Source organism: Mycobacterium sp. 050134, assembly GCF_036409085.1.
Lineage (GTDB): Bacteria > Actinomycetota > Actinomycetes > Mycobacteriales > Mycobacteriaceae > Mycobacterium.
On the sequence record NZ_JAZGLV010000021.1, the window covers coordinates 1 to 24,139 of the forward strand.

At 65.7% G+C, this 24,139-nt stretch carries 22 protein-coding genes, 1 tRNA gene and 2 pseudogenes; 15 read left to right on the forward strand and 10 right to left on the reverse strand.

Annotation, left to right across the window (positions count from 1 at the left end; translation table 11 throughout):
* From SKC42_RS21785 to SKC42_RS21800, 4 genes and pseudogenes are all read right to left on the reverse strand, one after another.
* A pseudogene (locus SKC42_RS21785) lies at positions 1-248 on the reverse strand (transposase); the annotation flags it as partial.
* A gap of 688 nt (positions 249-936) precedes the next feature.
* Positions 937-2,493 (reverse strand): ATP-dependent nuclease, encoded by a 1,557-nt coding sequence (locus tag SKC42_RS21790; RefSeq protein ID WP_330966341.1) that lies wholly within the window; start codon positions 2,491-2,493, stop codon positions 937-939.
* Positions 2,494-2,663: 170 nt separating this feature from the next.
* A complete protein-coding gene (locus SKC42_RS21795; protein WP_330966342.1) occupies positions 2,664-3,647 on the reverse strand; it encodes an abortive infection family protein in 984 nt (327 codons plus the stop codon).
* Positions 3,648-3,835: 188 nt separating this feature from the next.
* Positions 3,836-3,918, reverse strand: a tRNA-Leu gene (locus SKC42_RS21800).
* Between the two features lie 241 nt (positions 3,919-4,159).
* Here SKC42_RS21800 and SKC42_RS21805 point away from each other — a divergent pair.
* The 7 genes from SKC42_RS21805 (at position 4,160) to pknB (ending at position 13,915) form a co-directional block, all read left to right on the forward strand.
* Positions 4,160-5,695 carry an FhaA domain-containing protein gene (locus tag SKC42_RS21805; RefSeq protein ID WP_330966343.1) on the forward strand — a complete coding sequence of 512 codons (1,536 nt, stop codon included), beginning with the start codon at positions 4,160-4,162 and terminating at the stop codon, positions 5,693-5,695.
* A gap of 122 nt (positions 5,696-5,817) precedes the next feature.
* Positions 5,818-6,285, forward strand: a complete 468-nt coding sequence (locus tag SKC42_RS21810; RefSeq protein WP_330966344.1) for an FHA domain-containing protein FhaB/FipA — start codon at positions 5,818-5,820, stop codon at positions 6,283-6,285.
* Positions 6,282-7,808 (forward strand): PP2C family protein-serine/threonine phosphatase, encoded by a 1,527-nt coding sequence (locus tag SKC42_RS21815; protein ID WP_330966345.1) that lies wholly within the window; start codon positions 6,282-6,284, stop codon positions 7,806-7,808. Before SKC42_RS21810 ends, SKC42_RS21815 begins: the two co-directional genes overlap by 4 nt.
* Entirely contained in the window at positions 7,805-9,214 is a 1,410-nt protein-coding gene (locus SKC42_RS21820; protein ID WP_330966346.1) for an FtsW/RodA/SpoVE family cell cycle protein, read from the forward strand. The genes SKC42_RS21815 and SKC42_RS21820 overlap by 4 nt, the downstream gene beginning before the upstream one ends.
* Entirely contained in the window at positions 9,211-10,689 is a 1,479-nt protein-coding gene (pbpA, locus tag SKC42_RS21825; protein ID WP_330966347.1) for a D,D-transpeptidase PbpA, read from the forward strand. The genes SKC42_RS21820 and pbpA overlap by 4 nt, the downstream gene beginning before the upstream one ends.
* Positions 10,686-12,041, forward strand: a complete 1,356-nt coding sequence (locus SKC42_RS21830; RefSeq protein WP_330966348.1) for a serine/threonine-protein kinase — start codon at positions 10,686-10,688, stop codon at positions 12,039-12,041. Before pbpA ends, SKC42_RS21830 begins: the two co-directional genes overlap by 4 nt.
* On the forward strand, positions 12,038-13,915 hold the full coding sequence (gene pknB, locus SKC42_RS21835; protein WP_330966349.1) for a Stk1 family PASTA domain-containing Ser/Thr kinase: 1,878 nt from the start codon (positions 12,038-12,040) through the stop codon (positions 13,913-13,915). Before SKC42_RS21830 ends, pknB begins: the two co-directional genes overlap by 4 nt.
* Here the strand turns inward: pknB and SKC42_RS21840 are convergent.
* A complete protein-coding gene (locus SKC42_RS21840; protein ID WP_330966350.1) occupies positions 13,893-14,579 on the reverse strand; it encodes an aminodeoxychorismate/anthranilate synthase component II in 687 nt (228 codons plus the stop codon). The genes pknB and SKC42_RS21840 overlap by 23 nt on opposite strands.
* A 40-nt stretch (positions 14,580-14,619) precedes the next feature.
* Positions 14,620-15,372 carry a DUF881 domain-containing protein gene (locus SKC42_RS21845; protein WP_330966351.1) on the reverse strand — a complete coding sequence of 251 codons (753 nt, stop codon included), beginning with the start codon at positions 15,370-15,372 and terminating at the stop codon, positions 14,620-14,622.
* Positions 15,373-15,512: 140 nt separating this feature from the next.
* Here SKC42_RS21845 and crgA point away from each other — a divergent pair, with 140 nt between their 5' ends.
* Complete coding sequence (gene crgA, locus SKC42_RS21850; RefSeq protein ID WP_085254179.1) at positions 15,513-15,794, forward strand: cell division protein CrgA; 282 nt, start codon at positions 15,513-15,515, stop codon at positions 15,792-15,794.
* Positions 15,795-15,949: 155 nt separating this feature from the next.
* Positions 15,950-16,375, forward strand: coding sequence for a PH domain-containing protein (locus SKC42_RS21855; RefSeq protein WP_330966352.1), 426 nt, complete (start codon positions 15,950-15,952; stop codon positions 16,373-16,375).
* A 7-nt stretch (positions 16,376-16,382) separates the two neighbouring features.
* Here the strand turns inward: SKC42_RS21855 and SKC42_RS21860 are convergent, their stop codons facing one another.
* Complete coding sequence (locus tag SKC42_RS21860) at positions 16,383-16,931, reverse strand: peptidylprolyl isomerase (RefSeq protein WP_330966353.1); 549 nt, start codon at positions 16,929-16,931, stop codon at positions 16,383-16,385.
* Positions 16,932-17,066: 135 nt separating this feature from the next.
* Here SKC42_RS21860 and cwsA point away from each other — a divergent pair, with 135 nt between their 5' ends.
* The 6 genes from cwsA (at position 17,067) to SKC42_RS21890 (ending at position 21,889) form a co-directional block, all read left to right on the forward strand.
* Positions 17,067-17,501, forward strand: a complete 435-nt coding sequence (cwsA, locus tag SKC42_RS21865; RefSeq protein WP_330966354.1) for a cell wall synthesis protein CwsA — start codon at positions 17,067-17,069, stop codon at positions 17,499-17,501.
* 1,105 nt (positions 17,502-18,606) lie between these two features.
* Positions 18,607-19,359, forward strand: a complete 753-nt coding sequence (locus SKC42_RS21870) for an IS1634 family transposase (RefSeq protein WP_442932224.1) — start codon at positions 18,607-18,609, stop codon at positions 19,357-19,359.
* On the forward strand, positions 19,316-19,723 hold the full coding sequence (locus SKC42_RS21875) for a hypothetical protein (protein ID WP_330966356.1): 408 nt from the start codon (positions 19,316-19,318) through the stop codon (positions 19,721-19,723). Before SKC42_RS21870 ends, SKC42_RS21875 begins: the two co-directional genes overlap by 44 nt.
* Positions 19,624-20,184: an IS1634 family transposase gene (locus SKC42_RS21880; protein WP_330966357.1), complete on the forward strand. Its 561-nt coding sequence runs from the start codon at positions 19,624-19,626 to the stop codon at positions 20,182-20,184. The genes SKC42_RS21875 and SKC42_RS21880 overlap by 100 nt, the downstream gene beginning before the upstream one ends.
* A gap of 293 nt (positions 20,185-20,477) precedes the next feature.
* Positions 20,478-21,554, forward strand: coding sequence for an EspA/EspE family type VII secretion system effector (locus tag SKC42_RS21885; protein WP_330966358.1), 1,077 nt, complete (start codon positions 20,478-20,480; stop codon positions 21,552-21,554).
* A gap of 23 nt (positions 21,555-21,577) precedes the next feature.
* The gene (locus SKC42_RS21890; protein ID WP_330966359.1) at positions 21,578-21,889 is read left to right on the forward strand and encodes a type VII secretion target; all 312 of its coding nucleotides are present in this window, start codon (positions 21,578-21,580) and stop codon (positions 21,887-21,889) included.
* Positions 21,890-22,190: 301 nt separating this feature from the next.
* Here the strand turns inward: SKC42_RS21890 and SKC42_RS21900 are convergent.
* The 3 genes and pseudogenes from SKC42_RS21900 to SKC42_RS21910 all read right to left on the reverse strand — a co-directional run.
* A pseudogene (locus SKC42_RS21900) lies at positions 22,191-22,295 on the reverse strand (reverse transcriptase domain-containing protein); the annotation flags it as partial.
* 353 nt (positions 22,296-22,648) lie between these two features.
* Entirely contained in the window at positions 22,649-23,032 is a 384-nt protein-coding gene (locus tag SKC42_RS21905) for a type II toxin-antitoxin system VapC family toxin (protein WP_330966360.1), read from the reverse strand.
* Positions 23,029-23,169 (reverse strand): hypothetical protein, encoded by a 141-nt coding sequence (locus SKC42_RS21910; protein ID WP_330966361.1) that lies wholly within the window; start codon positions 23,167-23,169, stop codon positions 23,029-23,031. Before SKC42_RS21910 ends, SKC42_RS21905 begins: the two co-directional genes overlap by 4 nt.
* Positions 23,170-24,139 lie beyond the last annotated feature (970 nt).

Genomic DNA, 24,139 nt, shown 5'->3' on the forward strand with positions numbered 1-24,139 from the left:
GTCGAGGGCCTGGTTGGCGACCAGCTTCTTGAGGCGGGCGTTCTCGGCTTCGAGGTCCTTGAGTCGTTTGGCGTCGTTGGCCTTCATGCCGCCGTACTGAGCTGCCAGCGATGCCAGGTTGATTCCGCGATCTCCAGGTGCCGGCACACCTCGGCGAGTTCCTGGCCGGTCCCGAGCAGCTTATTGCCCTCGGCCAGCTTGCGGATGATCTGATCCGGCGTATGCCGCCGGCGCTTGTTCGATGCCATGTCGTTGGTGATTCTTCCTGCCCGAACATCCGGGCAACAAAGTCCCACAACAACTGGACCACTCCAGAGGGCTCACCTCACTGGCAACGATCACAACGCAGAAACACCCCGTGCTCGGTTGCTGGGCGGACGATCCCCGCCCGATGCCAGATGCGCTGCCAAACGAGCTTCTCTATCGGGAAATGCTGGGATGGACCGAGTTTGGCTGATCTGCACAACACAAACGGTTCCACTCACTCGTGTACTCCCAGTGGTTCGCCTACATGCACGCGATTTGGACGAACAGTTTCAGAGATACGAGATTCCTTACGTCCACCGCAAGGCGTAGCCGACGAGACGACCGAGGAGAAGGCTTGGAGTGGAGCTTCAGGGTGTCGCCGAGACAACTACCTGCTAGCAGCCAGTGACGAGGTAGAGCAGATCGCGGCGGCTCGGGTCCACCCGTCCGACCGCAGTTAGCTCGGACCTTAGACCCGATGCGACGCCACAAGTCCAGCACCACCGCGGTGCCGGAGAGGCCTAATTCGCCCAAGACAAGCAACGATTGGGCTCAAATCTTTAGTTTTGAGACGTCCGCCACCAGAGCCAACTCTTCACCAATTTCTCTTCATTGGGTACTGGCGACGGCGCCCATACAGCGAGCGGAGTCACCGTCGAAGTGAGCCAATCGTTCGATCCGGACGCCCGATTACCCTGTCGCTTTCATAGGTAGCTGATCTTGAATTGGATCGAGGAGATCTCGTATCTCATCTTCCCGCAGCTGCGCCCATAGCCCGATAAATGCGTTCGCTACGACGAGCTCGGCAGTGAGGTCCAGGTCGTCTCCGATCTGCCGGAAGATAATGTGGCGATCGAGATTGGTCATCCCTCGCTCGCGCACGACCTTTTTCACACGTTCTTGTTCACTTGTGGGCAGGTTCAGCGCGGCGGTGAGCTTAGCCGCGACGCTGTCTAGGTCGCTAACAACCGCATCAAAAATGTGTGCTTCCGGATCGCCTGTCCCAGGGAACGCGTAGACGTGGGTGTCCGGATCGGCCTTTTCTGATTTATCTCCGTCGAGGAACGCGATGCTTTCATAGGTGCGTGTGGGATCAGAACGGCGTGCGTCGTGAACCTTCAGGACCTGTTCTGCGCCACCGATTCCGTATACCACGATCGCGCCGATATCCGCACCGTAGTGTCTCAATGCTCCCGTAATTGCATTCTTTGCAAACTCATCCTCGACAAACACTGCGACGCTTGCGGGCACCTCGCCGGTGATGGTACGGAGTGCCTCAATATTAAGTGCCCCTTGGAGAACATCTCCGTCAAATGCAGCCCATACAGCTTCGGTGGGCAGCGCTGCTATGGCTTCTGCCGAATGCGTTGTAAATATGATCTGGCACTTTTTGCGTATCGCGGTCTCAAGAAGGTAGTCAACGAGTCTGCGCACGGCGACCGGATGCAATCCATTTTCGACCTCTTCGATCAAAATCAAACTGTTTTCAGCCGCCTTTTCTATTCCGCTAACGATGCGTACGATACTTGCCTGGCCAGCTCCGAAATGGAATTCGGTGTAGCTGTTGGTCGAGCCAGTGTCCTTTGCCGTGTATAAGGTGGCGCGGGTAGTGACGTCGAGCTCCATGTAGCTATCAACCGGCTTGCCCAGAATCGACTGGACCGCACTCGTCACTTTGTCCGAAAGATTAACTTGGCTCAGGGCCTTAAATTTTGCTCCTCGTGCGATCTTCAGATCGGACCTCTCAGTCGCCGGCACTGTCCTTGTGACGCCGAATACCAGCACCTCCCTCTCAAATGGCCGGCGGTTCCATTTAGAACTGGGAAAGTTGGCACTTCTACGAACTTCAGATGCGGCGTCGAGCGCCTTGTCAATCACACCGTGTTCGATGGACCACCGGACCATACTGCTGTCGTACCGACCACTCTTTGCGAAGAATCGGCTCGGTTCTACGGACTTGTAGGCAAGAGCTGCTGCCCCGAGCACAGTTGTCTTGCCGCCGCCGTTGGGTCCTATTAGGGCAGTAACAGGGAAATCGAATCTGACTTCTTTATCGGTGAAACCCCTTACGTTTCTAAGAATAACCCTGCGGAGATACTTTCCGTAGTTGCTATTCGCCACTTTCTGGGCGAGGGCTCGCATTTCACTCGGACTTATTTCGGACATGATGCAAACCCTAACCAATAATCCCGGATCGGTAGCGCGGCGGATGGTGGAAATCTTTCGTGCAGCCCCGCGCGCTCTCACCGGTGATCAGGGTACGACCCCTTCAACTCGCTCGATTGATTTGAACCGAACTGTATATAGGCTGGCGCCGACAAGTGGCGAGCATCGCGCGAGGACAGCTCGCACCGCGCCACGCGACACGCAGTTCGAGGTCGTTCGCAGCGCACGAATGTCTCGGACGGCTTGCCGGTCTAGAACTGACCCGGATCGAAGAGACTGGTGATCTCAGTCCAGATCGGCTGCGCCGCAGGCGCGAATCGGGCCGTCAATGAGATAGCAGCGCTGTACAACCTCTGGTCGGCGCCCCAATCTAAGGTTGTGAACCTCTCGGTTCGAAGGAACTTCATCAGCTCGATCAGCTCTCCCGCTTGGCTCTCAACCGGTCCCAGCAGTACTGGAATCGTGGTTAGCGCCCATTCGTTAGTTCTCGCACATCCCGCCTCATCAAACAGAAGTCCGTAGACAACGCCCCGCCGATATCCACATGGCCATTGGTCCAGCGCGGACGACTCCGCGCATGCCTCTACCCCTTCGATGCGGACGTTGAATGTCTCACGCATCGCCCGAATTCCAACTGCACTTCCCAGCCTCTGCTGCATTGGTTCATCGAGTTCAGAGATGTTTGCGGCACGTAAGCGCTCGGCAAGCTGACCGCTGTAAAAGACTCCGCCACTAAGAAGTTCGTCGATGAGGGTCGTTGGTTGGCCGAAGATTAGCGGCCCGAGCCTCCGCAGGGCCCATCGTGTCCAGAGCATTGCCGCAGCCACCGCAACATCAACCATCTCTAGTTCGACCACCGGTTCACGCGCCCTGCCGTGGCCCGAGCCGTAAGAGTTGCGGATCTCGCGCAGACTTCGGACGATCTTCTTCGCCCCCTGTACGAGCGCTCGGAGCTCCGGATCCTGGCTGAGATCAGAACCGGGCTGACGTTCGAGGACACGATGTGCGCTTTCAATTGCCTCGCAGAAGTCCATGTTCGCCGGGGCGACATCGCCCCGCTCCGTGATGACTACCCGGGCGACCGACTCGGCGAGCTCTTTCGCCTGGCCGAGAATCAGCGACCGATCGCGGCCGTGGGCGAATGAGTCCTTCAGCCGGTCGCGGCGCGCCACGATCGCCTGCCACGCCCGCGCGTCGATCCCTACTGGTTGTGTCAGGTCGAAATCATCGGCCATATCGGGAGCATCGCACGAAACGGGCGCTGATCCGATCCAGGGTCCCACCAAGAGCCGGGACTTTGGACGGTAACTCCCCTGCATTGCCGTTCAAGAACCTGAACGAGCGCGCCGGCAACCAACACAAAGGTCACGACCTGTTTCGAGTTCGTGACCTTTAGCGCCGCAGTTCGTAGAACCGCTCAAAGTGGGCGAAGGGGGACTTGAACCCCCACGTCCCGAAGGACACTGGCACCTGAAGCCAGCGCGTCTGCCATTCCGCCACTCGCCCGGGGAAACAACCGAAGGACCATATCACTGTAATGGTCCCTTGGCCCAATCGCTCCAGGGGGGTCAGGGCCCGCTGGCCGAGGACCCGAAACCGCGTGAGCTGGGCATATGCGATTCTCAGAATTCCCGAGGTGCCGGTGGCTCGCGGTGTCCCGATACCATACTCAGGTGATACGACACGCCGTACGCCGTTTGCCTCGCGCCGGCCAGGCGGCGCGGTAAGTGCGGGCGAGCATTCACAGATGAGTAGCCAGCGGGGGATCGCCGCGCGCATCGAGCGCAGGCTCGAGGCGACGGTCGACAATGCGTTTGCCCGGGTGTTCGGCGGATCAGTCGTCCCACAAGAGATCGAAGGCCTGCTGCGCCGGGAAGCCGAGACGTGCGTCCGCTCACTGGGGAATCGCCTTTTGGCCCCCAACGAATACATCATTACCCTCGGTATGCACGACTTCGAGAAGGTGGGCGCCGACCCGGATCTCACGTCGGGCACTTTCGCCAGGTACTTGACTCACTACATCCGGGAACAGGGGTGGCAAACGTATGGTGAGGTGGTCGTCCGGTTCGAGCAGTCGTCGAACCTGCGCACCGGCCAGTACCGCACCCGTGGTGCTGTCAACCCCGATGTCCCGCCCCGCTCGTCGGCTGACGATTCCGTCCGGCCACAATCAATTCATGCGTTCGGCGCAGAACGAGGAGTAGCAATGACCGATAATCCGAGCTACCGCGGGGGTCCGGGGGCAGGACGGCCTGGCGACGAGTACTACGACGACCGCTACGGGCGCCCACAAGACGATCCGCGCGGCCAGGAGGCTCCCGGCGGGCCCGACCCTCGGGGTGGGTACACCCCCGAGCAGGGCGGCTACCCGCCGCAGCAAGGCTATCCGTCGCCCCGCCATCCCGAGCAGGGCGGTTATCCGGCTCCGGGCGGCTACCCCGAACAGCGCGGTTACCAGGAGGAGCCCGGCGGCTACCCGGCGCAGGGCGGCGGGTACCAGGACCAGCGCGGCTACTCCGAGCAGGCCCCCGGCGGCTACCCCCCGCCGTCCTACGAGCAGCGGCCCCCGGCGCCGGCCGGCTACGGCGGTCAGAGCGGCCAGGGCTATGACCCGAACTACCGCCCGGGCGGGGGCTACGGCCCGCCCGCCGGCGGTCAGCCCACTCCCCAGGGCTACGGCGGATACGGCGAATACGGCCGCGGTCCCGCCCGCCCGGACGAGGCCGGCTACGCACCCCCGGAACAGCGCCCCGCGTACCCCGAGCAGGGCGGCGGGTACGAGCAGGGCTACCAGCAGGGCGGCGACTACGGCCGTCAGGACTACGGCCAGGGCGACTACACCCAGTACGCCGAACCCGTCCCGGGCGGCTACGGCGCCCCCGGCGGGGGGTACCCCGAGCCGGGCAACCGTGACTACGAATACGGCCAGCCCGCGGATTACGGCCAGCCGGCCGGCGGCTACGGCGGGTACGGCCAGGGTGGGTACGGATCGGCCGGAACGACCGTCACCCTGCAGCTGGACGACGGCAGCGGCCGCACCTATCAGCTGCGCGACGGCTCCAACATCGTGGGCCGGGGGCAGGACGCGCAGTTCCGGTTGCCCGACACCGGGGTATCACGGCGTCACCTGGAGATCCGCTGGGACGGGCAGGTCGCGCTGCTCACCGACCTCAACTCGACGAACGGCACCACCGTCAACAACGCTCCCATCCAGGAATGGCAACTCGCCGACGGCGACGTTATCCGGTTGGGGCACTCGGAGATCATCGTCCGAATTCACTAAGGCCATGGGCTCGACGCTGCCGCGCTTCGCCCCGTGTCGACCGGCGTCAAAGTATCGTGACGTTGCTGATGTGCTCGGTGTCAGGAGCGCCACAGTGCATGCCAGGACGGAAAGGACGCCAGATGCAGGGACTAGTGCTGCAGCTGACGCGTGCCGGATTTTTAATGTTGCTATGGGTCTTCATCTGGTCGGTGCTGCGGATCTTGCGGACCGACATCTATGCGCCCACCGGGGCGGTGATGGTGCGCCGCGGCCTGACGTTGCGCAGCACGCTGCTGCCCTCACGCCAACGGAGACACGTCGCCCGGTATCTCGTGGTGACCGAGGGATCGCTGGCGGGCGCGCGCATCACGCTGAGCGGGCAGCCGGTGCTGATCGGGCGGGCTGACGACTCGACCCTGGTGCTGACCGACGACTACGCCTCGACGCGCCACGCCCGGCTGTCTCAGCGCGGGTCGGAATGGTACGTCGAGGATCTAGGATCGACCAACGGCACTTACCTCGACAGGGCGAAGGTGACGACCGCGGTACGAGTTCCGATAGGGACGCCGATTCGGATCGGCAAAACGGCGATCGAGTTGCGCCCGTGACGCTGGTCTTGCGATACGCCGCCCGCAGCGACCGCGGCCTCGTGCGCTCCAACAACGAGGACTCCGTGTACGCCGGCGCCCGCCTGCTCGCACTTGCCGACGGTATGGGCGGCCACGCCGCGGGCGAGGTGGCCTCCCAGCTGGTGATCGCCGCGCTGGCCCACCTCGACGACGACGAGCCCGGCGGCGACCTGCTCGGGAAGCTCGACTCGGCGGTTCGGTCCGGCAACGCAGCCATCGCCGCGCAGGTTGAGGCGGAGCCCGAACTCGAGGGCATGGGCACCACACTCACGGCAATCCTGTTCGCGGGCGACCGGATTGGTTTGGTGCACATCGGTGACTCGCGTGGCTATCTGCTGCGCGACGGCGAGCTCACCCAGATCACCAAGGACGACACGTTCGTCCAGACCCTGGTCGATGAAGGGCGAATCACCCGGGAAGAGGCCCACAGCCATCCCCAGCGGTCGCTGATCATGCGGGCCCTGACCGGTCACGAGGTCGAGCCGACGCTGACCATGCGGGAAGCCCGAGCGGGCGATCGCTACCTGCTCTGCTCGGACGGCCTGTCCGACCCCGTGAGCGACGAGACCATCCTCGAGGCCCTCCAGATCCCGGACGTCGCCGAAGCCGCCTACCGCCTCATCGAATTGGCGCTGCGCGGTGGCGGACCGGACAACGTCACCGTGGTGGTCGCCGACGTCGTCGACTACGACTACGGGCAAACCCAGCCGATCCTGGCCGGCGCCGTGTCGGGTGAGGACGACCAACTGACGCTGCCCAACACGTCGGCCGGCCGCGCGTCCGCTATCCGGCCCCGTGAAGAGGTCGCCAAACGCGTTCCGCCACAAGCCGAACCGCCGAGTCAGCCGCGATGGTCGGGGCGGCGGATGGCGGTCGTGGTCACGCTGGTGGTCCTGCTGGTGCTGGCGGGCCTCGCCATTGGCCGGGCGATCGTGCGCAGCAATTACTACGTCGCCGAATACAACGGCATGGTGTCGATCCTGCGCGGTATCCAGGGCTCCCTACTCGGGATGTCCTTGCACGACCCGTATTTGGTGGGCTGCCTCAACGCCGGCAACCAGCTGTCGACCATCAGTTACAAGGACACCGGGGCACCCCTCAATTGCCGGCTGATGCGACTGGAGGATCTCCGGCCCGCCGCGCGTGCCCAGGTGCAGGCGGGATTGCCCACCGGAAGCCTGGAAGATGCCATCAAGCAGCTGCATGAGCTCGCGGGCAGCAGCCTGTTGCCGCCCTGCCCACCGCCTCGCGCGACGTCGCCTCCGAGCCCGCCGGTCCCGGTAACCACCGGCGAGAAACCCGAGTCGACCCTCACCACGCCCCCGTCGTCCACCAATCCTCCCGCGGGCCCGCCCAACGTTTCCTCTCCGAGCGGAACCCCCTCCACCGCCAATGTGCCTGGCGCCCCGGGAACCATCACTTCGACCACGACCTCCACCTCGGTGCCCGGGCTGGCGCCCGCTCTGCCTCAGCCGGGCGTCGACTGCCGAGCGGTGGCATGACCACGCAGGTTCAGCCGCCGGTAGCGGTCACCCCCCCACTCCCGACTCGGCGCAACGCCGAACTGCTGCTGCTGTGCTTCGCCGCCCTGATCACCGTCGCCGCGCTGCTGATCGTGGAGGCCAACCAGGAACGTGATCTGAGCTGGAATCTGCCCAGCTACGGCCTGCTCTTCCTGGCCGCGTTCGCCGGCGCGCACCTGGCCATCCGGCGCTTCGCCCCCTACACCGACCCGCTGCTGCTGCCAATTGTGGCGTTGCTCAACGGACTTGGGCTGGTGATGATCCACCGGCTGGACCTCGTCACCAACCGCCTGAGCGGCCGCCACCACCCCAGTGCCACACAGCAGATGCTGTGGACCCTGGTCGGGGTCGCGGCGTTCGCGCTGGTGGTCACGTTTCTCAAAGATCACCGGCAACTGGCGCGCTACGGCTACATCTGTGGGGTCACCGGTCTGGTGCTGCTGGCGATTCCCGCGCTGCTGCCGGCCTCGATCTCCGAGCAGAACGGCGCCAAGATCTGGATCCGGTTGCCGGGCTTCTCGATTCAGCCGGCGGAGTTCTCGAAGATCCTGCTGCTGATCTTCTTCTCGGCGGTCCTGATCGCCAAGCGCCGGCTGTTCACCAGCGCTGGAAAACACGTTATGGGCATGACGCTGCCCCGCCCGCGAGACCTCGCGCCCCTGCTGGCGGCGTGGGCGATTTCGGTGGGCGTCATGGCTTTTGAGAAAGATCTCGGGACCTCGCTGCTGCTGTATGCGTCATTCCTCGTCGTCGTCTACCTCGCCACACAGCGATTCAGCTGGGTCGTCCTCGGTTTGGTGTTGTTTGCCGCGGGAAGCGTTGTCGCGTACTTCATTTTCGAGCACGTCCGGATCCGCGTGCAGACGTGGTGGGACCCGTTCGCCGATCCCGACGGCACCGGCTACCAGATGGTGCAATCGCTGTTCAGCTTCGCCACGGGCGGCATTTTCGGCACCGGGCTCGGCAACGGCCAGCCCGACACGGTACCGGCCGCGTCGACGGACTTCATCATCGCCGCGTTCGGTGAAGAGCTCGGACTGGTCGGGCTGGCCAGCATCCTGATGCTCTACACGATCGTCATCGTGCGCGGCATGCGCACGGCGATCGCGACGCGTGACAGCTTCGGCAAGCTGCTGGCCGCGGGCCTGGCGTCGACGCTGGCCATCCAGCTGTTCATCGTCGTCGGCGGCGTCACTCAGCTGATCCCGCTGACCGGCTTGACCACGCCGTGGATGTCCTACGGCGGATCGTCGTTGTTGGCCAACTACGTGCTGCTGGCCATCCTGGTGCGCATCTCGCACAGCGCCCGGCGGCCATTGCGCACCCGGGCCCGCGAGACGTCGCCGATCGCGGCGGCCAAGACCGAGGTGATCGAGCGGGTATGAACGCCTCCCTCCGCCGAATCTCGGTGACCGTGATGGCGTTGATTGTGCTGCTCCTGCTCAACGCCACGATGACGCAGGTGTTCGCGGCCGACGGGTTGCGGGCCGATCCCCGCAACCAGCGGGTGCTGCTCGACGAGTATTCGCGGCAGCGGGGCCAGATCGTCGCGGGCGGCCAGCTGCTGGCCTATTCGGTGGCGACCGACAACCGCTTTCGGTTTCTGCGGGTCTACCCCAACCCCGCCGTGTACGCCCCGGTCACGGGCTTCTATTCGCTGCGCTATTCCAGCTCCGGCCTCGAACGGGCGGAGGACCCGCTGCTGAACGGCTCCGACGAGCGGTTGTTCGGGCGCCGGTTGGCCGACTTCTTCACCGGGCGCGATCCGCGCGGCGGCAACGTCGACACCACGATCAACCCGCGGGTGCAGCAGGCCGCCTGGGACGCCATGCAGCAGGGCTGCGGCGGGCCGGCCTGCAAGGGTGCCGTGGTCGCCCTGGAGCCGTCCACCGGCAAGATCCTGGCGATGGTGTCCGCGCCCTCCTATGACCCCAACCTGCTCTCGTCGCACGACCCCGAGGTGCAGGCGCAGGCGTGGCAGCGGCTTCGCGACGACCCGGACAACCCGCTGACCAACCGCGCCATCTCGGAGACCTACCCGCCGGGGTCGACGTTCAAGGTGATCACCACCGCGGCGGCCCTGCAGGCCGGCGCCACCGATACCGAGCAGCTGACCTCCGCGGCGTCGATCCCGCTGCCCAATAGCACGGCAACGCTGGAGAACTACGGCGGAACCGCGTGCGGCAGCGAGCCGACGGTGTCGCTGAGGCAGGCGTTCGCCCTGTCGTGCAACACCGCTTTCGTCCAGCTGGGGCTGCTCACCGGGTCCGACGCGTTGCGCAACATGGCGCACTCGTTCGGCCTCGACAGCACACCCAGCGTGATTCCGCTGCAGGTCGCCGAATCGACCGTCGGCATCATCCCCGACGCCGCCGCCCTGGGGATGTCGAGTATCGGCCAGAAGGACGTCGCCCTGACGCCGCTGCAGAACGCTCAGATCGCCGCGACCATCGCCAATGGCGGGGTGACGATGCAGCCTTACCTCGTAAACAGCCTGAAGGGCCCAGACCTGGCAAATATCAGCACGACCGCTCCCTATCAGCAGCGCCGCGCGGTGTCGCCGCAGGTCGCCGCTAAGCTAACAGAGCTGATGGTCGGCGCCGAGAAGGTCGCGCAGCAGAAAGGGGCCATTCCCGGCGTGCAGATCGCATCCAAGACCGGTACCGCAGAGCATGGCACCGATCCGCGTAACACTCCGCCGCACGCGTGGTACATCGCGTTCGCACCCGCTAGCGCGCCGAAGGTTGCGGTGGCCGTGCTGGTGGAAAACGGGGGAGACCGCCTGTCCGCGACCGGCGGGGCGCTCGCCGCGCCGATCGGACGGGCCGTGATCGAGGCCGCGCTACAGGGAGGACCATGAGCCCGCGAGTTGGTGTGACGCTGTCAGGCAGGTATCGCCTGCAGCGCCTGATCGCCACCGGTGGCATGGGTCAAGTGTGGGAGGCCGTGGACAGCCGGCTGGGCCGGCGCGTCGCGGTCAAGGTGCTCAAGCAGGAGTTCTCGCAGGACCCGGAATTCATTGAACGGTTCCGCGCCGAGGCGCGCACCACCGCCATGCTCAACCACCCGGGGATAGCCCAGGTCCACGATTATGGCGAGAGCCAGCTGGACGGGGAGGGGCGCACCGCCTATCTCGTGATGGAGCTGGTCAACGGGGAGCCGCTGAACTCGGTGCTCAAGCGCACCGGACGTCTGTCCCTGCGGCACGCGCTGGACATGCTCGAGCAGACCGGGCGCGCGTTGCAGATCGCGCACACCGCCGGCCTCGTGCACCGCGACGTGAAGCCGGGAAACATCCTGATCACCCCCACCGGCCAGGTGAAGATCACCGACTTCGGTATCGCCAAGGCCGTCGACGCCGCCCCGGTCACCCAGACCGGCATGGTGATGGGGACCGCGCAGTACATCGCGCCCGAACAGGCGCTGGGGCACGAAGCCACCCCGGCGAGCGACGTCTATTCGTTGGGAGTCGTTGGCTACGAAGTGGTTTCGGGGCGTCGGCCGTTCACCGGTGACGGCGCGCTGACGGTGGCGATGAAGCACATCAAGGAGCCTCCGCCGCCGCTGCCCGCGGAGTTGCCGCCGAATGTGCGCGAACTCATCGAGATCACCCTGGTCAAGAACCCCGCCATGCGGTATCGCAGCGGCGGCCCCTTCGCCGATGCGGTGGCCGCCGTGCGCGCCGGCCGCCGCCCGCCGCGGCCCAGCCAGTCACCGCCCCCCGGCCGGGCGTCGCCGGCGGCCATTCCGTCCAGCCCGACCACCAGAGCGGCCGCCGTCCCCAGCACTCGCAGCGCGGCGCCGCGCCGGTCACGGCCATCCACCGGGGGCCATCGCCCACCCCCCGCGCGGCGCACGTTCTCGTCGGGCCAGCGCGCGCTGCTGTGGGCCGCCGGGGTGCTGGGGGCGCTGGCGATCATCATCGCCGTGCTCATCGTCATCAATTCCCGCGCCGACCAGCAACCGCAGCCCCCGACGGTCACCGACACCGGCGGCCCGCCGGCCTCGGCGCCACCCCCGACGAGCCGGACGCCAGCCGGATCGGCGCCGAGCTTGCGGCTGAATTGGACGGATCGGCCGGCGATGAGGGATTCTGGGCTTCACAGCGGGCCTTCCCAACTCGGCCCGAGAGACAACAGGGCCGTCGAACCTGTCTGGGCCGTTCCCGGGACGACCCACATGTCGTCGGCCCGACACGAGACACCGCCATGACCACCCCTCAGCACCTGTCCGACCGTTATGAACTGGGCGAAATCCTCGGCTTCGGGGGTATGTCCGAGGTTCATCTGGCCCGCGACCTCCGCTTGCACCGGGATGTCGCGGTGAAGGTGCTGCGCGCGGACCTGGCCCGCGACCCCAGCTTCTACCTGCGCTTCCGGCGCGAGGCGCAGAACGCCGCCGCGCTGAATCACCCGTCCATCGTGGCGGTGTACGACACCGGCGAGGCCGAAACACCCGCCGGTCCACTGCCTTACATCGTGATGGAGTACGTCGACGGCGTCACCTTGCGCGACATCGTGCACACCGACGGCCCGATGCCGCCCCGGCGGGCCATCGAAATCATTGCCGATGCCTGCCAAGCGCTGAACTTCAGCCACCAGAACGGCATCATCCATCGCGACGTCAAGCCGGCGAACATCATGATCAGCAGCACTAATGCGGTCAAGGTGATGGATTTCGGCATCGCCCGCGCGATCGCCGACAGCGGCAACAGCGTCACCCAGACCGCGGCCGTGATCGGCACCGCGCAGTACCTGTCACCCGAGCAGGCCCGCGGTGATTCGGTCGACGCCCGCTCGGACGTCTACTCGCTGGGCTGCGTGCTGTACGAAATCCTCACGGGCGAGCCGCCCTTCACGGGTGACTCGCCGGTGGCCGTCGCCTATCAACATGTGCGTGAAGACCCGGTGCCCCCGTCCACGCGGCACGCCGGCATCTCCGCGGACCTCGACGCCGTCGTCCTCAAGGCGCTGGCCAAGAATCCCGACAACCGCTACCAGACGGCCGCCGAGATGCGTGCCGATCTCGTGCGGGTGCACAACGGCGAGGCGCCCGAGGCACCGAAGGTCCTGACCGATGCCGAGCGCACGTCACTGCTGGCGTCCGGCCCGGGTCACGTGGGCCCGCGCGCCGACCCGCTGCCCCGTCAGGTCCTGAGCAGACCCGACGAGGATCGGGCCGGGGGATCGGTCGGGCGCTGGGTCGGTGTGGTCGCCGTGCTGGCGGTGCTGACGATCGTGGTCGTCATCGGGTTCAACACGTTCGGCGGTAGCACCCGGGACGTCCAGGTGCCGGACATGCGGGGTCAGGTTTCCGCTGACGCGATCGCCGCCCTGCAGAACCGGGGCTTCAAGACCCGGACGCTGCAGAAGCCCGACTCGGCGATCCCGCCGGACCACGTCATCAGCACTGACCCCGCCGCGAATTCGTCGGTGAGCGCGGGCGACGAGATCACCGTCAACGTCTCCACCGGCCCCGAGCAGCGCGAGGTGCCCGATGTGTCGTCGCTGAGTTACAGCGATGCGGTCAGCAAGCTCAAGGCTGCCGGGTTCAGTAAGTTCAAGCAGGCAACCTCGCCGTCCAGCCCGGAGTCGCTGGGCAAGGTGATCGGTACCAACCCGCCCGCCAATCAGACGTCGGCCATCACCAACGTGATCACCGTCATCGTCGGCTCCGGGCCCGAGACCAAGCAGGTCCCGGATGTGGCAGGGCAGACCGTCGACGTCGCCCAGAAGAACCTCGGCGTCTACGGCTTCAGCAAGATCAGTCAGGCGTCGGTGGACAGCACCCGCCCCGCCGGCGAGGTGATCGGCACCAACCCCCCCAAGGGGCAGACCGTTCCGGTGGACTCGGTCATCGAGATCCAGGTGTCCAAGGGCAACCAGTTCGTCATGCCGGACCTCACCGGTTCGTTCTGGACCGACGCCGAGCCTCGGTTGCGCGCGCTGGGCTGGACGGGAGTGCTGGACAAGGGCCCCGACGTCGATGCCGGCGGCTCCCAATCCCACCGGGTGGTGTATCAGAACCCGCCGGCCGGCGCCGGTTGCAACCGCGACGGGGTCATTACGCTGAAGTTCGGTCAGTAGCCGCCGGGTCGGCGGGGTAGTACGGCCGCACCGCGGCGCGGACCTCGTTTTCGAGACGGCGGATCAAAGTGTCGTCGCGGGCCCACCCGCAATACGTCAGCCAGTTCGCCAGCATCCGGTGCCCGCCCTCGGTCAGGATCGACTCGGGATGGAACTGGACGCCGTGAATCGGCAACTCGGAATGCCGCACGCCCATGATGACGCCGCTGCGGGTGCGCGCGGTGACCTCCAGCGCCGGCGGCAACGACTCCGGCAGGATGGTCAGGGAGTGGTAACGAGTCGCCGTGAACGGATCCGAAAGCCCTTGCAGCACACCGGTATTGGTGTGGAACACGCTGCTGGTCTTGCCGTGCAACAGCTCGGGCGCGCGGTCGACGGTGGCGCCGAACGCGACGCCGATCGCCTGGTGGCCGAGGCAGACGCCGAGCAGCGGGGTGCGCTCCGCCGCACACGCGCGGACCAGGCCGATCGAGGCGCCGGCGCGTTCCGGGGTGCCCGGGCCCGGACTCAACAGGACGCCGTCGAACTTCGCTGCGACGGCACGCTCATCGGCCAGGCGGGGGTCGTCGTTGCGCCAGACCTCGGCCTCGACGCCAAGCTGGCCGAGGTACTGCACCAGGTTGAACACGAAGCTGTCGTAGTTGTCGACGACCAGAATCCGCATCGTGCCAGGGTACCGCCCGAGCCGAGTGGGGCGATCGCGGTCAGTACCCAACCGGCCCCGACGGCTGCGCGTAGTGCATCCGGACGGGTTCGGTGTGACCGGTGATCTGCACGTCGGGCTTGACCTCTTCGCGGTAGCCGAGCCCGAACCGGACCACATACTGCTTGTAAAGGGTCACCAGGGGAGCGGCGGCCAGGGCGGCCTGCATGGCCGCGGCGTTGCCGATGGCGGTGATCGTGTACGGCGGGCTGTAGGTGCGGCCGTTCAGCAGCAGCGTGTTGCCAACGCAGCGCGGCACCGAGGTGGCGATGATCCGCTGGTCCTGCATCTGGATCGCCTCGGCCCCGGCGCTCCACAGCGCATTCAGGACGGCCTGGATGTCTTGCTGATGCACCACCAGGTCGTCGGGCGATGCATCGCGCGGGAAGCGCCCGTTGGCATCACGCTGGGCGTCCTCCAGGGTCACCACGAGGCCCGGGCCGTGGACGGGGTCCATGCCCGCGTCGCCGGCCAGCTCGGCCAACCGCCGCAGCATCGCCGTCAGCGTGGTGTCCGTGGAGCGGCCGTGCATGGTGTCGATCTTGTTGGCGAGCGCGTCGCGCTGGGCGTTGAGACGGTTCACCGCCGACTGCGCCTCGCGGACCAGGTCGACAAGGCGGGGCGCGTCGCTGCGGCGGATCTCCGACCCGCCCGACACTCCGTGCGTGGCGGCGAGCAGCAACCCCGCGAGGAGGCAGACCAGGGGGACACCGAAGCGCCACGGTGAGCGGCGGGTGCCGGCCGGTTGCCTCATCGGCTCTCCATTTCCTGGTCAGGGCGCCAGGTGGGTTAGTCTCGTAGCCAGGTTATTGCGTGCAACTGCAGCCGTTATCGTTGCACCCCGTCCCGCTGAGCGTGTTGTCGAGGCTTTTCCGAGATATCTCCGAGGTAATCATGCCGAAGTCCAAGGTCCGCAAGAAGAACGATTTCACCGCCGCCACCGTCAGCCGCACGCCGGTGAAGGTGAAGGTCGGGCCGTCGAGCGTGTGGTTCGTCGCGCTGTTCGTCGGGCTGATGCTGATCGGCCTCGTCTGGCTGATGGTGTTCCAGTTGGCCGCCGTCGGCACTCAAGCCCCGACGGCGCTGAACTGGATGGCCCAACTCGGCCCGTGGAACTACGCGATCGCGTTCGCTTTCATGATCACGGGATTGTTGCTCACGATGCGCTGGCACTGACCGCGGCCAGTGAGGTAATGAATTCATTTCTGCGCGCCACTTTTACTGGCCCAGCAACGTGCCGATATCGCAATCACACGCGTGTTATTTATCCCCACTGTTGATAGCGCTTGTGGATAACCGCATCGGCAGTGGTGGGGAGGGGTAGGGGACCCGTGCAGCAAACGCAGTGGCAGCCGCGAACGGCGGGTATCGCTGGTTGCGGGGTTGCGGGTCTGGCGATGGCTATCGCCTGTGTGACCGTCGTCACAGACCCGCCGGGCCGCATCCTGGCCGGGATTGCCGCGGGGGGTCTGCTGATGTTTGCGGGCGGCACATGGCGCGCTCGCCCGAAGCTGGCAATCACGCCGGACGGCCTCGCCCTGCGGGGGTGGTTCCGGACGCAGGTATTGCGGCGCTCCGACATCAAGATCATCCGAATCACCGAGTTCCGCCGCTACGCGCGCAAAGTCCGGCTGCTCGAGCTGGAGACGGTCGGCGGGGGACTGGTGCTGTTCTCCCGCTGGGACCTCGGGACGGACCCGCTGGAGGTGCTCGACGCGCTGACGGCCGCCGGCTATGCGGGCCGCAAACGCGACTGAGAGACGCTCAGGAGATCGTGATCGATTCGATGACGACCGGCTCGGTGGGACGGTCGTTACCGTCGGTCGCCGTCGTCGAGATGGCGTCGACCACCTTCTGCGACTCCGGGTCGGTGACTTCACCGAAGATCGTGTGGCGCCGGTTCAGGTGCGGCGTCTTGCCGACCGTGATGAAGAACTGCGATCCGTTGGTGCCCGGGCCCGCGTTCGCCATCGCCAGCAGGTACGGCTTGTCGAACTGCAACTCGGGGTGGAACTCGTCGGCGAACTTGTAGCCCGGGCCGCCCCGGCCGGTGCCGGTGGGGTCGCCGCCCTGGATCATGAAGCCCTCGATCACCCGGTGGAAGACCGCCCCGTCGTAGAACGGGCCCGACGAGCCGCCCGACGCGTTCTGCGTCGAGTATTCCTTCGTGCCCTGCGCCAGTCCAACGAAGTTGGCGACGGTCTTGGGCGCGTGGTTTCCGAACAGGGCGACTTTGATGTCGCCGCGGTTGGTGTGCAGCGTGGCGGTGGCGGTCTGGCTCGGGCTGTTGGTCACGACACGCAAGTCTGCCATCACTCGCGGGGCCGCCCGCACCGGGTGTCGGGCCGGCCGCCTCAGCTACCAAACACCGTGGGTGCGCGGGGGCCTCTAGGCTTCCCTGTCATGGCATTCTGATCGGCACTTGACGCGGGCACAGAAAGGCGACACATGAGCGCGATGAGCGAATCACGGTTGACCCCCCGACAGCGACTGGCCCGGGGCCTCGCTTACTCGGCCGTCGGACCCGTTGACATCACCCGGGGCGTGGTGGGCCTGGGCGTGAAGTCCGCGCAGTCGACCGCGGCGGAACTTCGCCGCCACTACCAAGAGGGGCGCCTGGCGCGCGAGATCGCCGCCGCACAAGAAGCGCTCGCGCAAGAACTTTCCGCCGCCCAAGAGGTCGTCGCCGGCCTGCCCCAGGCGTTGCAGGATGCCCGCCGGTCGCGGCGCCGCAGCAAGCGGCCGTGGGTGATCGCCGGGGCCGCCGTGGTCGTGCTCGGTGGCGGTGCGATTGCCTTCAGCGTCGTCCGGCGGTCGATGCGCCCCGAGCGTGAGGAGCAGTCCCCGCGCCCGCCCAGCGTCGAGGTGCAGCCCCGTCCCTGAGCGCCTCACTCCGCGTGGCTGACGATGTTGAGCACGTTGTTGTCTGGTGCCCGCTCGACAAAGCGGCAGACGCCCCGCGGTTCCGTCGCGTCGCGCGTCACGAACTGTAGCTGGGGCCGCGGCATCCGGGCTGGTGTAGTGCGCCACGCAGCCGAGGTTGGACTCCTCGGCGCTAAGCCCGAGGTAGTCGGTATAGGAGTGTGTGGCCGCGATGATGTCGGCTGCCCGTGGGTTGGCCGTGACCCGGATCGCGCGTATGGGGAGCCTTCTCGTGTTCAGTGGTGAGTGGGGGCGGATCAGGGCGGCGGCGAGCCGCGGTTGTCGCCGAAGGGTCACAGGTTGCCTTCGGGGTCTTATGTTGCGAATTTTGTTGCACGGTAATGAATTTGGGCAAGCTGGTGCACCGCGTCGGCGTCACGGCGTCACGCGCACGCCGCGCTCATAAAGGCGCCGCCGGATCTCCGGCCACGGTGTAGCCGCCGGCGGTGCCGGGCTCAGGGCGCGGCTGGGCGCCCGGCTTGTGGCTGCGCACCATGGTGCCGCCGCTGCCCTCGGGCCAGTGCCGTTTCGCATGGTCGATGGTGGCGGCCTCGCCTCGGTTAGATCTGTGTTCCTGAATGCGTCGGATCCTCGGCGCACGCATCGGAATTACCCACAGCCGTCGCTAATGCGGCGTCGACGGGGGCACGCTGGCCGCTCGACGTCCCGGCCGCCCCAAGGTGCCTGGACACCGGAACGCCGTCCCGAATGGAGGTTGTACGTGGGCCGCGCACCGGGGAACGCTCGCGCGAGGACGCCCCCGCTTCGCGACGGCCCACCGACTGCACCGACGGTCCTGGTCGGCTAACCACCCCGGTCCCCCTCACGTCAACGCGTGAGCTATCAAGCGCTGTCAACCCCGCGCTGCGCGGACCGGGCATTGAAGCTGTTGGCACGTCCGTGTCGACCTGAGTTAGGACACGTCTGTCGAGTTTCGGGGTCAGCAATGCTGTGAACTGCAGATTTACGTAACGCTGGCCTGGATTTGGCTTACTAACCGGGTGGGGTCCGGTGGGTGTTTGTGCGCAAGGTCCGCACCGCCTCGGGCGCGGTAGCAGTGCAGGTGATGCGCAAGTCGGGCCGCCGCGACGAGTTGGTCGAGCATGTCGGTTCAGCCCACACCGACGCCGAGCTGGGCGTTCTGCTCGAACAAGCCCGTCGGATCGCCACCGGCGATCAAGATGTCCTGGACTTCGAGGTGTCCGCCCGTGCTGCCCGTGTCGGTGATATCGCCGATTGGCGGACCGGCCCGCTGCGGTTGGCTGCCGGTGTGCCCAAAGGTGCCCCGGTGGCATCGGGGCGGACCGCGTCGACCAACTCGCGGCTGCTCTACGACGTGATCGGCGCGATCTACGACTGGGTCGGCTTCGACGTGATCGACGATGCGGTGTTCCGGGATTTGGTGATCGCGCGCATCGTCGAGCCGACCAGCAAGATCGATGCCCTGCGGGTGCTGGCCGATCTAGGCGCAGACACGGTGTCCTACAGGACGATTCAACGTCACCTCGCTAAGGTCAACACCGGTGACTACCGCTCGGTGATCGCCGCGAAGTGCTTCACCCACGCCGCGGACCGGGGCGGGCTGAGCTTATTGCTCTACGACGTGACGACCCTGTATGTCGAGGCCGAGAACGAAGACGACCTGCGCAAGGTGGGGTATTCTAAAGAACGACGCGTCGATCCTCAAATTGTGGTCGGGCTGCTGGTTGACCGTACTGGATTCCCTTTGGAGATCGGCTGTTTCGAGGGCAACACCGCCGAAACCCACCACTTTGGTGCCGATCATCACCGCCTTCGCCGCCCGCCACGACCTCACTGATACCCCGATGATCGTCGCCGCCGATGCCGGCATGCTCTGCGCATCGAATCTGAGTGCGCTCGATGAGGCCGGGTTGGGGTTCATCGTCGGCTCCCGCGCGGTGAAGGCACCGATCGACCTGGCCAGCCATTTCCATTGGAACGGCGACGTGTTCACCGACGGGCAGATCATCGACACCGTGACACGTCGGCACGCGAACACCAAGGTCAACGACACCACCAAGCGGGCCGAACCGGTCTGGAACGCCGGCGATCATGGCGGTGCGTGGCGGGCGATCTGGGCGTACTCGCCCCAAGAGGGCACGCCGCGACCAGAAGACCCTGCACGCCCAGCAGGCCCGCGCCAAAGCGGTCGTGGCCGGTGATCGGGCCGCGAAGTCGACCCGGTTCGTCAAGACCCACGCCGGTGACCGCGTTCTCGACGAGGCCGCCCTGGCCCGAGCGCAGTCCCTGGTCGGAGAAGGGCTACGTCACCAACCTCGACGTCACGGTCATGCCAGCTGCGGAAGTGATCACGAAGTACCACGACCTGTGGCACGTCGAACGGTCGTTTCGGATGTCGAAGACCGACCTCGAGGCCCGGCCGATGTTTCACCACACCCGCGAGGCCATCGAGGCACACCTAGCCATCGTGTTCACCGCGCTGGCCGTCGCACACTGCATCCAAGAACGCAGCGGCCTGGCCATCGCCAACGTCATCAAGAAGCTGCGTCCGCTGCGGTCGGCCACCATCACCATCAACGGCGCTACCCAGACCTTCCCGCCCGAAATTCCGCCAGCGCAAAGAGAAATCCTCACCGACCTCGGGATCAAGGTGGCTTACTAAGCCAAATGTCCTAACTCGATTCCGATGATAGGAAGTGAACGCGCTGGAACCTGGTAGCCGAACTTAGCCGCCAAGTCCGCGACATTCATAGACGTATTCAGACAATGTACGAGAACGCCAATAGCGGATACGACCGCCAAGTTGGCTACCACAATAGCCTCCAAGCAGCGCAACAGGCTCACTTGACACAGAGAGGCGCCGTAATTCACGCGGTTCCGATCGAGGGGCGGGTCGGCTACGCCGATGAAAGTCCTGCGCGAGAGGGGCGTTGCGGGGTGTTAGCGTCTTTAGCGATGACCGCACCTTCACCTTCACTTTTCAACCTACCTGATGGCTATCAGCTACCCGGCAGACTGCCGAGCGCGATCGTTCTCCTGGCTCTGACTACATTGGCAGGTCTCGATGAATTGGCCGGATTAGTGGCGCTCCCCGCCAACCTCGACCGGGTCAGTCCCCATGGAACAGTGCTTCCCGGTCCGTATAAGGGGGACTGTTTTGAGAAGAGATCGCAGCGCTTCACAGAAGTGGCTTCGCTGCTCAGCCATGCTGGTGTTCCGGGTTGGAGCGGTTCGGCAGCCAAGGCATATTCCGACATTTTGTTGCAAATGACCTACGCGGCACGCAACCTTGCGGCGTATGACGCCACGACGGCAGAGATCGTCAACGGGCAGGCCTCCATGGTCAATGTAGTTCACATCTTGATTGAAACCGAGGAAGATGCCTTGATCGTCCTCTTGGCCATGGTACTCGCTCTCGAATGTAGACCCGAGAGTATGCATTTGGCTTGGACTCTCGCTGTAACGTTTTCGGGGTTCGCGATAGCAGGTGCTGTTGGCGCTCTCATGGCTGCTTTAGAGCAATCTCGCCTTGCCGCGGATAGGGCGAATGCGCTGCAATACCGAGTTCCGGCGTGGTCGCTTCCTATCATCGGGGTTGAGTCCGCATCCTCTGCCGGTGTTCAGGCTGGTCGTGTTGGGGCGGGGTCTGATGGTGTCGCCGGCGATTCGGGCTTGGTTGTTGGTGGGGATGTGAGCACAGCAGCTTCGATGCCTGGTCCGGCCAGTGGGGGGTTGGCTGCGGTGGAAGGTTCAGACGTGGGTGCGGGGGGGACCGCGGTGGTGAGCCCGGCGTCCGGGCCGAGGCCGTCGGCGCAGTCGGCGAACCGTGCTGTGACGGGGACTTCGTTGCGGGACCGTTCTGCGGTGCGCGGCCCGCGTGTGGAGTCGGTGCGTGACGGGTCTGCTGGTTCCGCGCAGGTGGCGGGGGCGGCCGGGGCGTTGAGTGGTAAGCGCGCGCCATTGAATGCCGGGCTGGCCGAGGCTGCTGTGAGTGATGCCGATTCGCGCGCTGAGGATCTGGTGCACGCATGAACACAGACGTGAGGAGTGCGTTGATGACCGAAGTGACCGTCGAACCAGCCCAGCTCAAGGAAGCCGCTAAGTATTTGCGGCAAGCCGCCGAGCAGGCGGCTCAAGGGGTGAAGGCGACCGAAGAGGCCGACCTGCGGAGCACGCTGTACAAGACCCACGGTCCTATCAGTGGGTTGTCGAACGAGGCGGTCGCTGACCAGTCAAACGTGGGTGAGGATGCGGGTCGCGTTATCGAGAAGACCTGCCTGGCATTGGCCGCGGCCTTGGAGGCCGCCGCCGACCGCTACACCACGACCGACCACACCGCCAGCGCCGCGTTGAGCCAACCAAGCTAACCGCTGCCGGCGCGAACCTGTAAGGCCACGGGCGCGTGTTTCATCACGGCGCGCAATAAGTAGTGGGAGCGCATCGACTCTCTTGCGAAACGCCCGTTGCGGAAACCCCTCACACGGGCGAGAACGCCGACAAGTCATCAACGCTATGTGAGTGGTTTGTGAGTCCAGGCAGTTGGGTCGGCCTGGGGCCGCGGTACCCGGATTACTCGGGGTCCGTTTCCCCAGGCCGCCCGCCTAACCGGACGTGCGGCTCTCGCCGCGTCCGGCTCTCAACGGAATCTGCCGATGGCGTGGTTTGGGCAGCAGGCGCCCAAGGGACGGGGATCGCGTTGCCCCGGTAGCGGTAGCGTCTGATAGGCACGGCCGCGGAGTTGAATAGCGTGATCCCTTCGGCGCTGGTGGGGTGCAGTGGTTCAGCTGACATAATTAGATTCTATCGACGAAATCCTTTGCAGCACAAAGACTTCGAATCTGCAGCTCGGTAGGCATGGCGACCGCACCACCGCTTGGGAGCCTCAAATCATTCATAATCGGTTAAACGGTGTCGGCCCGGCGCGGGTCTGCGGAGCGTGAACGCGATCGCCTGCTCGATCAGCCCAAAAGATTAGAGCCCCACGCTTGCAGTCTGCGCCCGGTCCGCTAGCGTCCACGCCCCGCTGTCGAGCGCGGGCATGTTGTGGATCGCCGGATCCGGCGGATCAACCACGAAATCGACGCCGGAACTCGGGTTAAGCACCGACGGCATTTCGGTTCAGAGTCTCAGGTCAGGACCGGCACGCCACGTTTTGCAGCCTCCGCGGCCAGAGCCTTATCGAAGGTCGCAAGGCTTGCTCGATGCCGAATCGCCACGTCGAGGACGCAACAGTCCGGCAACTTCAGGCCGCTACTGGCGCGCAGCTCGGCGAGGCGTAGGGGTTCTTCGTGGTCGTGTGGCGCGACGGCGATGCCGGCGGCGCGAAGGTCGTCTCGCATCGATGCGCCCTGTCCTATCCGAACGCCGCCGACCAGCACTTCCGCCATGGTGATGGTGTGCGCGAGCATCTCGCCAGGTGCGCCGGCTAGGAGTACTTCGGTGGCCGCATGATGATGCGGATCGGCAGGATTCAAATGCGCAATGAGGACGCCCGCGTCCAGTGCGATCACGCGGGCCAGTCCGCTCTCAGTTCGGTGAGATAGTCAGGACTGAACGCTTGCGAGTAACGGCCGGCGCAGGCCAACACCGCGGCGCGGTGAGCCAGGTTCTCAGCGTGCTCGTCGTTCTCCAGCAGTTCGGCTCCCACCTCGACTAACCGCACAAGCAGCTTTGAGCGCGGCTCCCCGGGCCAGCGTTTCGCGGCCCGGTCCAAGGCGCGGGCAACGTCCGGTGTCTCTGTTACCTGATAGCGGGGACGCGTTGTTGGCACAGTTACAAGTGTACCACCGCTAGCAAGGTGATACACTTGTGTGCCTTGCTGTGGCGCGAGTCTTCCGCCGGCGGCTGCTGCCGCAGGGTGGGCGTCCTGCAGTTTTACATCAATGGCTGCGCGCCGCTGGTCCGGCGCAGTGTGTCATGCACCCCATGGGGCTCGGCGACGGCCGCCGGGTCGAACCCATCCGTGGCCCCGTTCCGCCCGGCAATCCGGGCGGTCGCGTGCTCGGATCACATCAGCATCCTTACCGTCTTGGGTGACCGGTCGACTTCCCTCCGGAACAAGGTGCTGAGGTGCCGGGCGCTAATCCGGGTCCGGTTGGCGACCGTCGCCCACTGAGGCGCGCCCGCGGCTAAGTTCGAGCAACCGCCAGCCATGCGGAACCTCGGGACGCACCGTCGCCCGGTCATGGCATTGGCGCGCGTCAGCGAAATGGTCGATGATCACAGCGATGGCGTTCGGCCAATCCGCGTTGCGGCCACCCGCTCGAGTAGCTCGATGGCGTGCCGCCGCAGTATGTCCTGGCGTCGAAGTTGGCTGTGACCAGTTCGGCTGCGGGTCTCCCGAGGAGAGTGTGCGCGGCGAGCGGATGCACCGCAAGCTGCACGCCGGACGGCCCTCGGTGCTGTCGGACGTGCGCCGCCGTTATCCGCAAGCCGCTGAGGAGCAGGGGAAGTGGGGTGGGCCGCGACCCGCGCCTGCGGGTTGGTGGCCGTCCGCACCCCGTCGTAGAGGCTCACGATGAAGGTGAGCTTGGCCGACGGCATGCCACGGTGCGCGCGGGCGGATCCGCCGGCGCGATATCCGACGATCGAGGCCACGCCCGCCGGGCGCATTGACG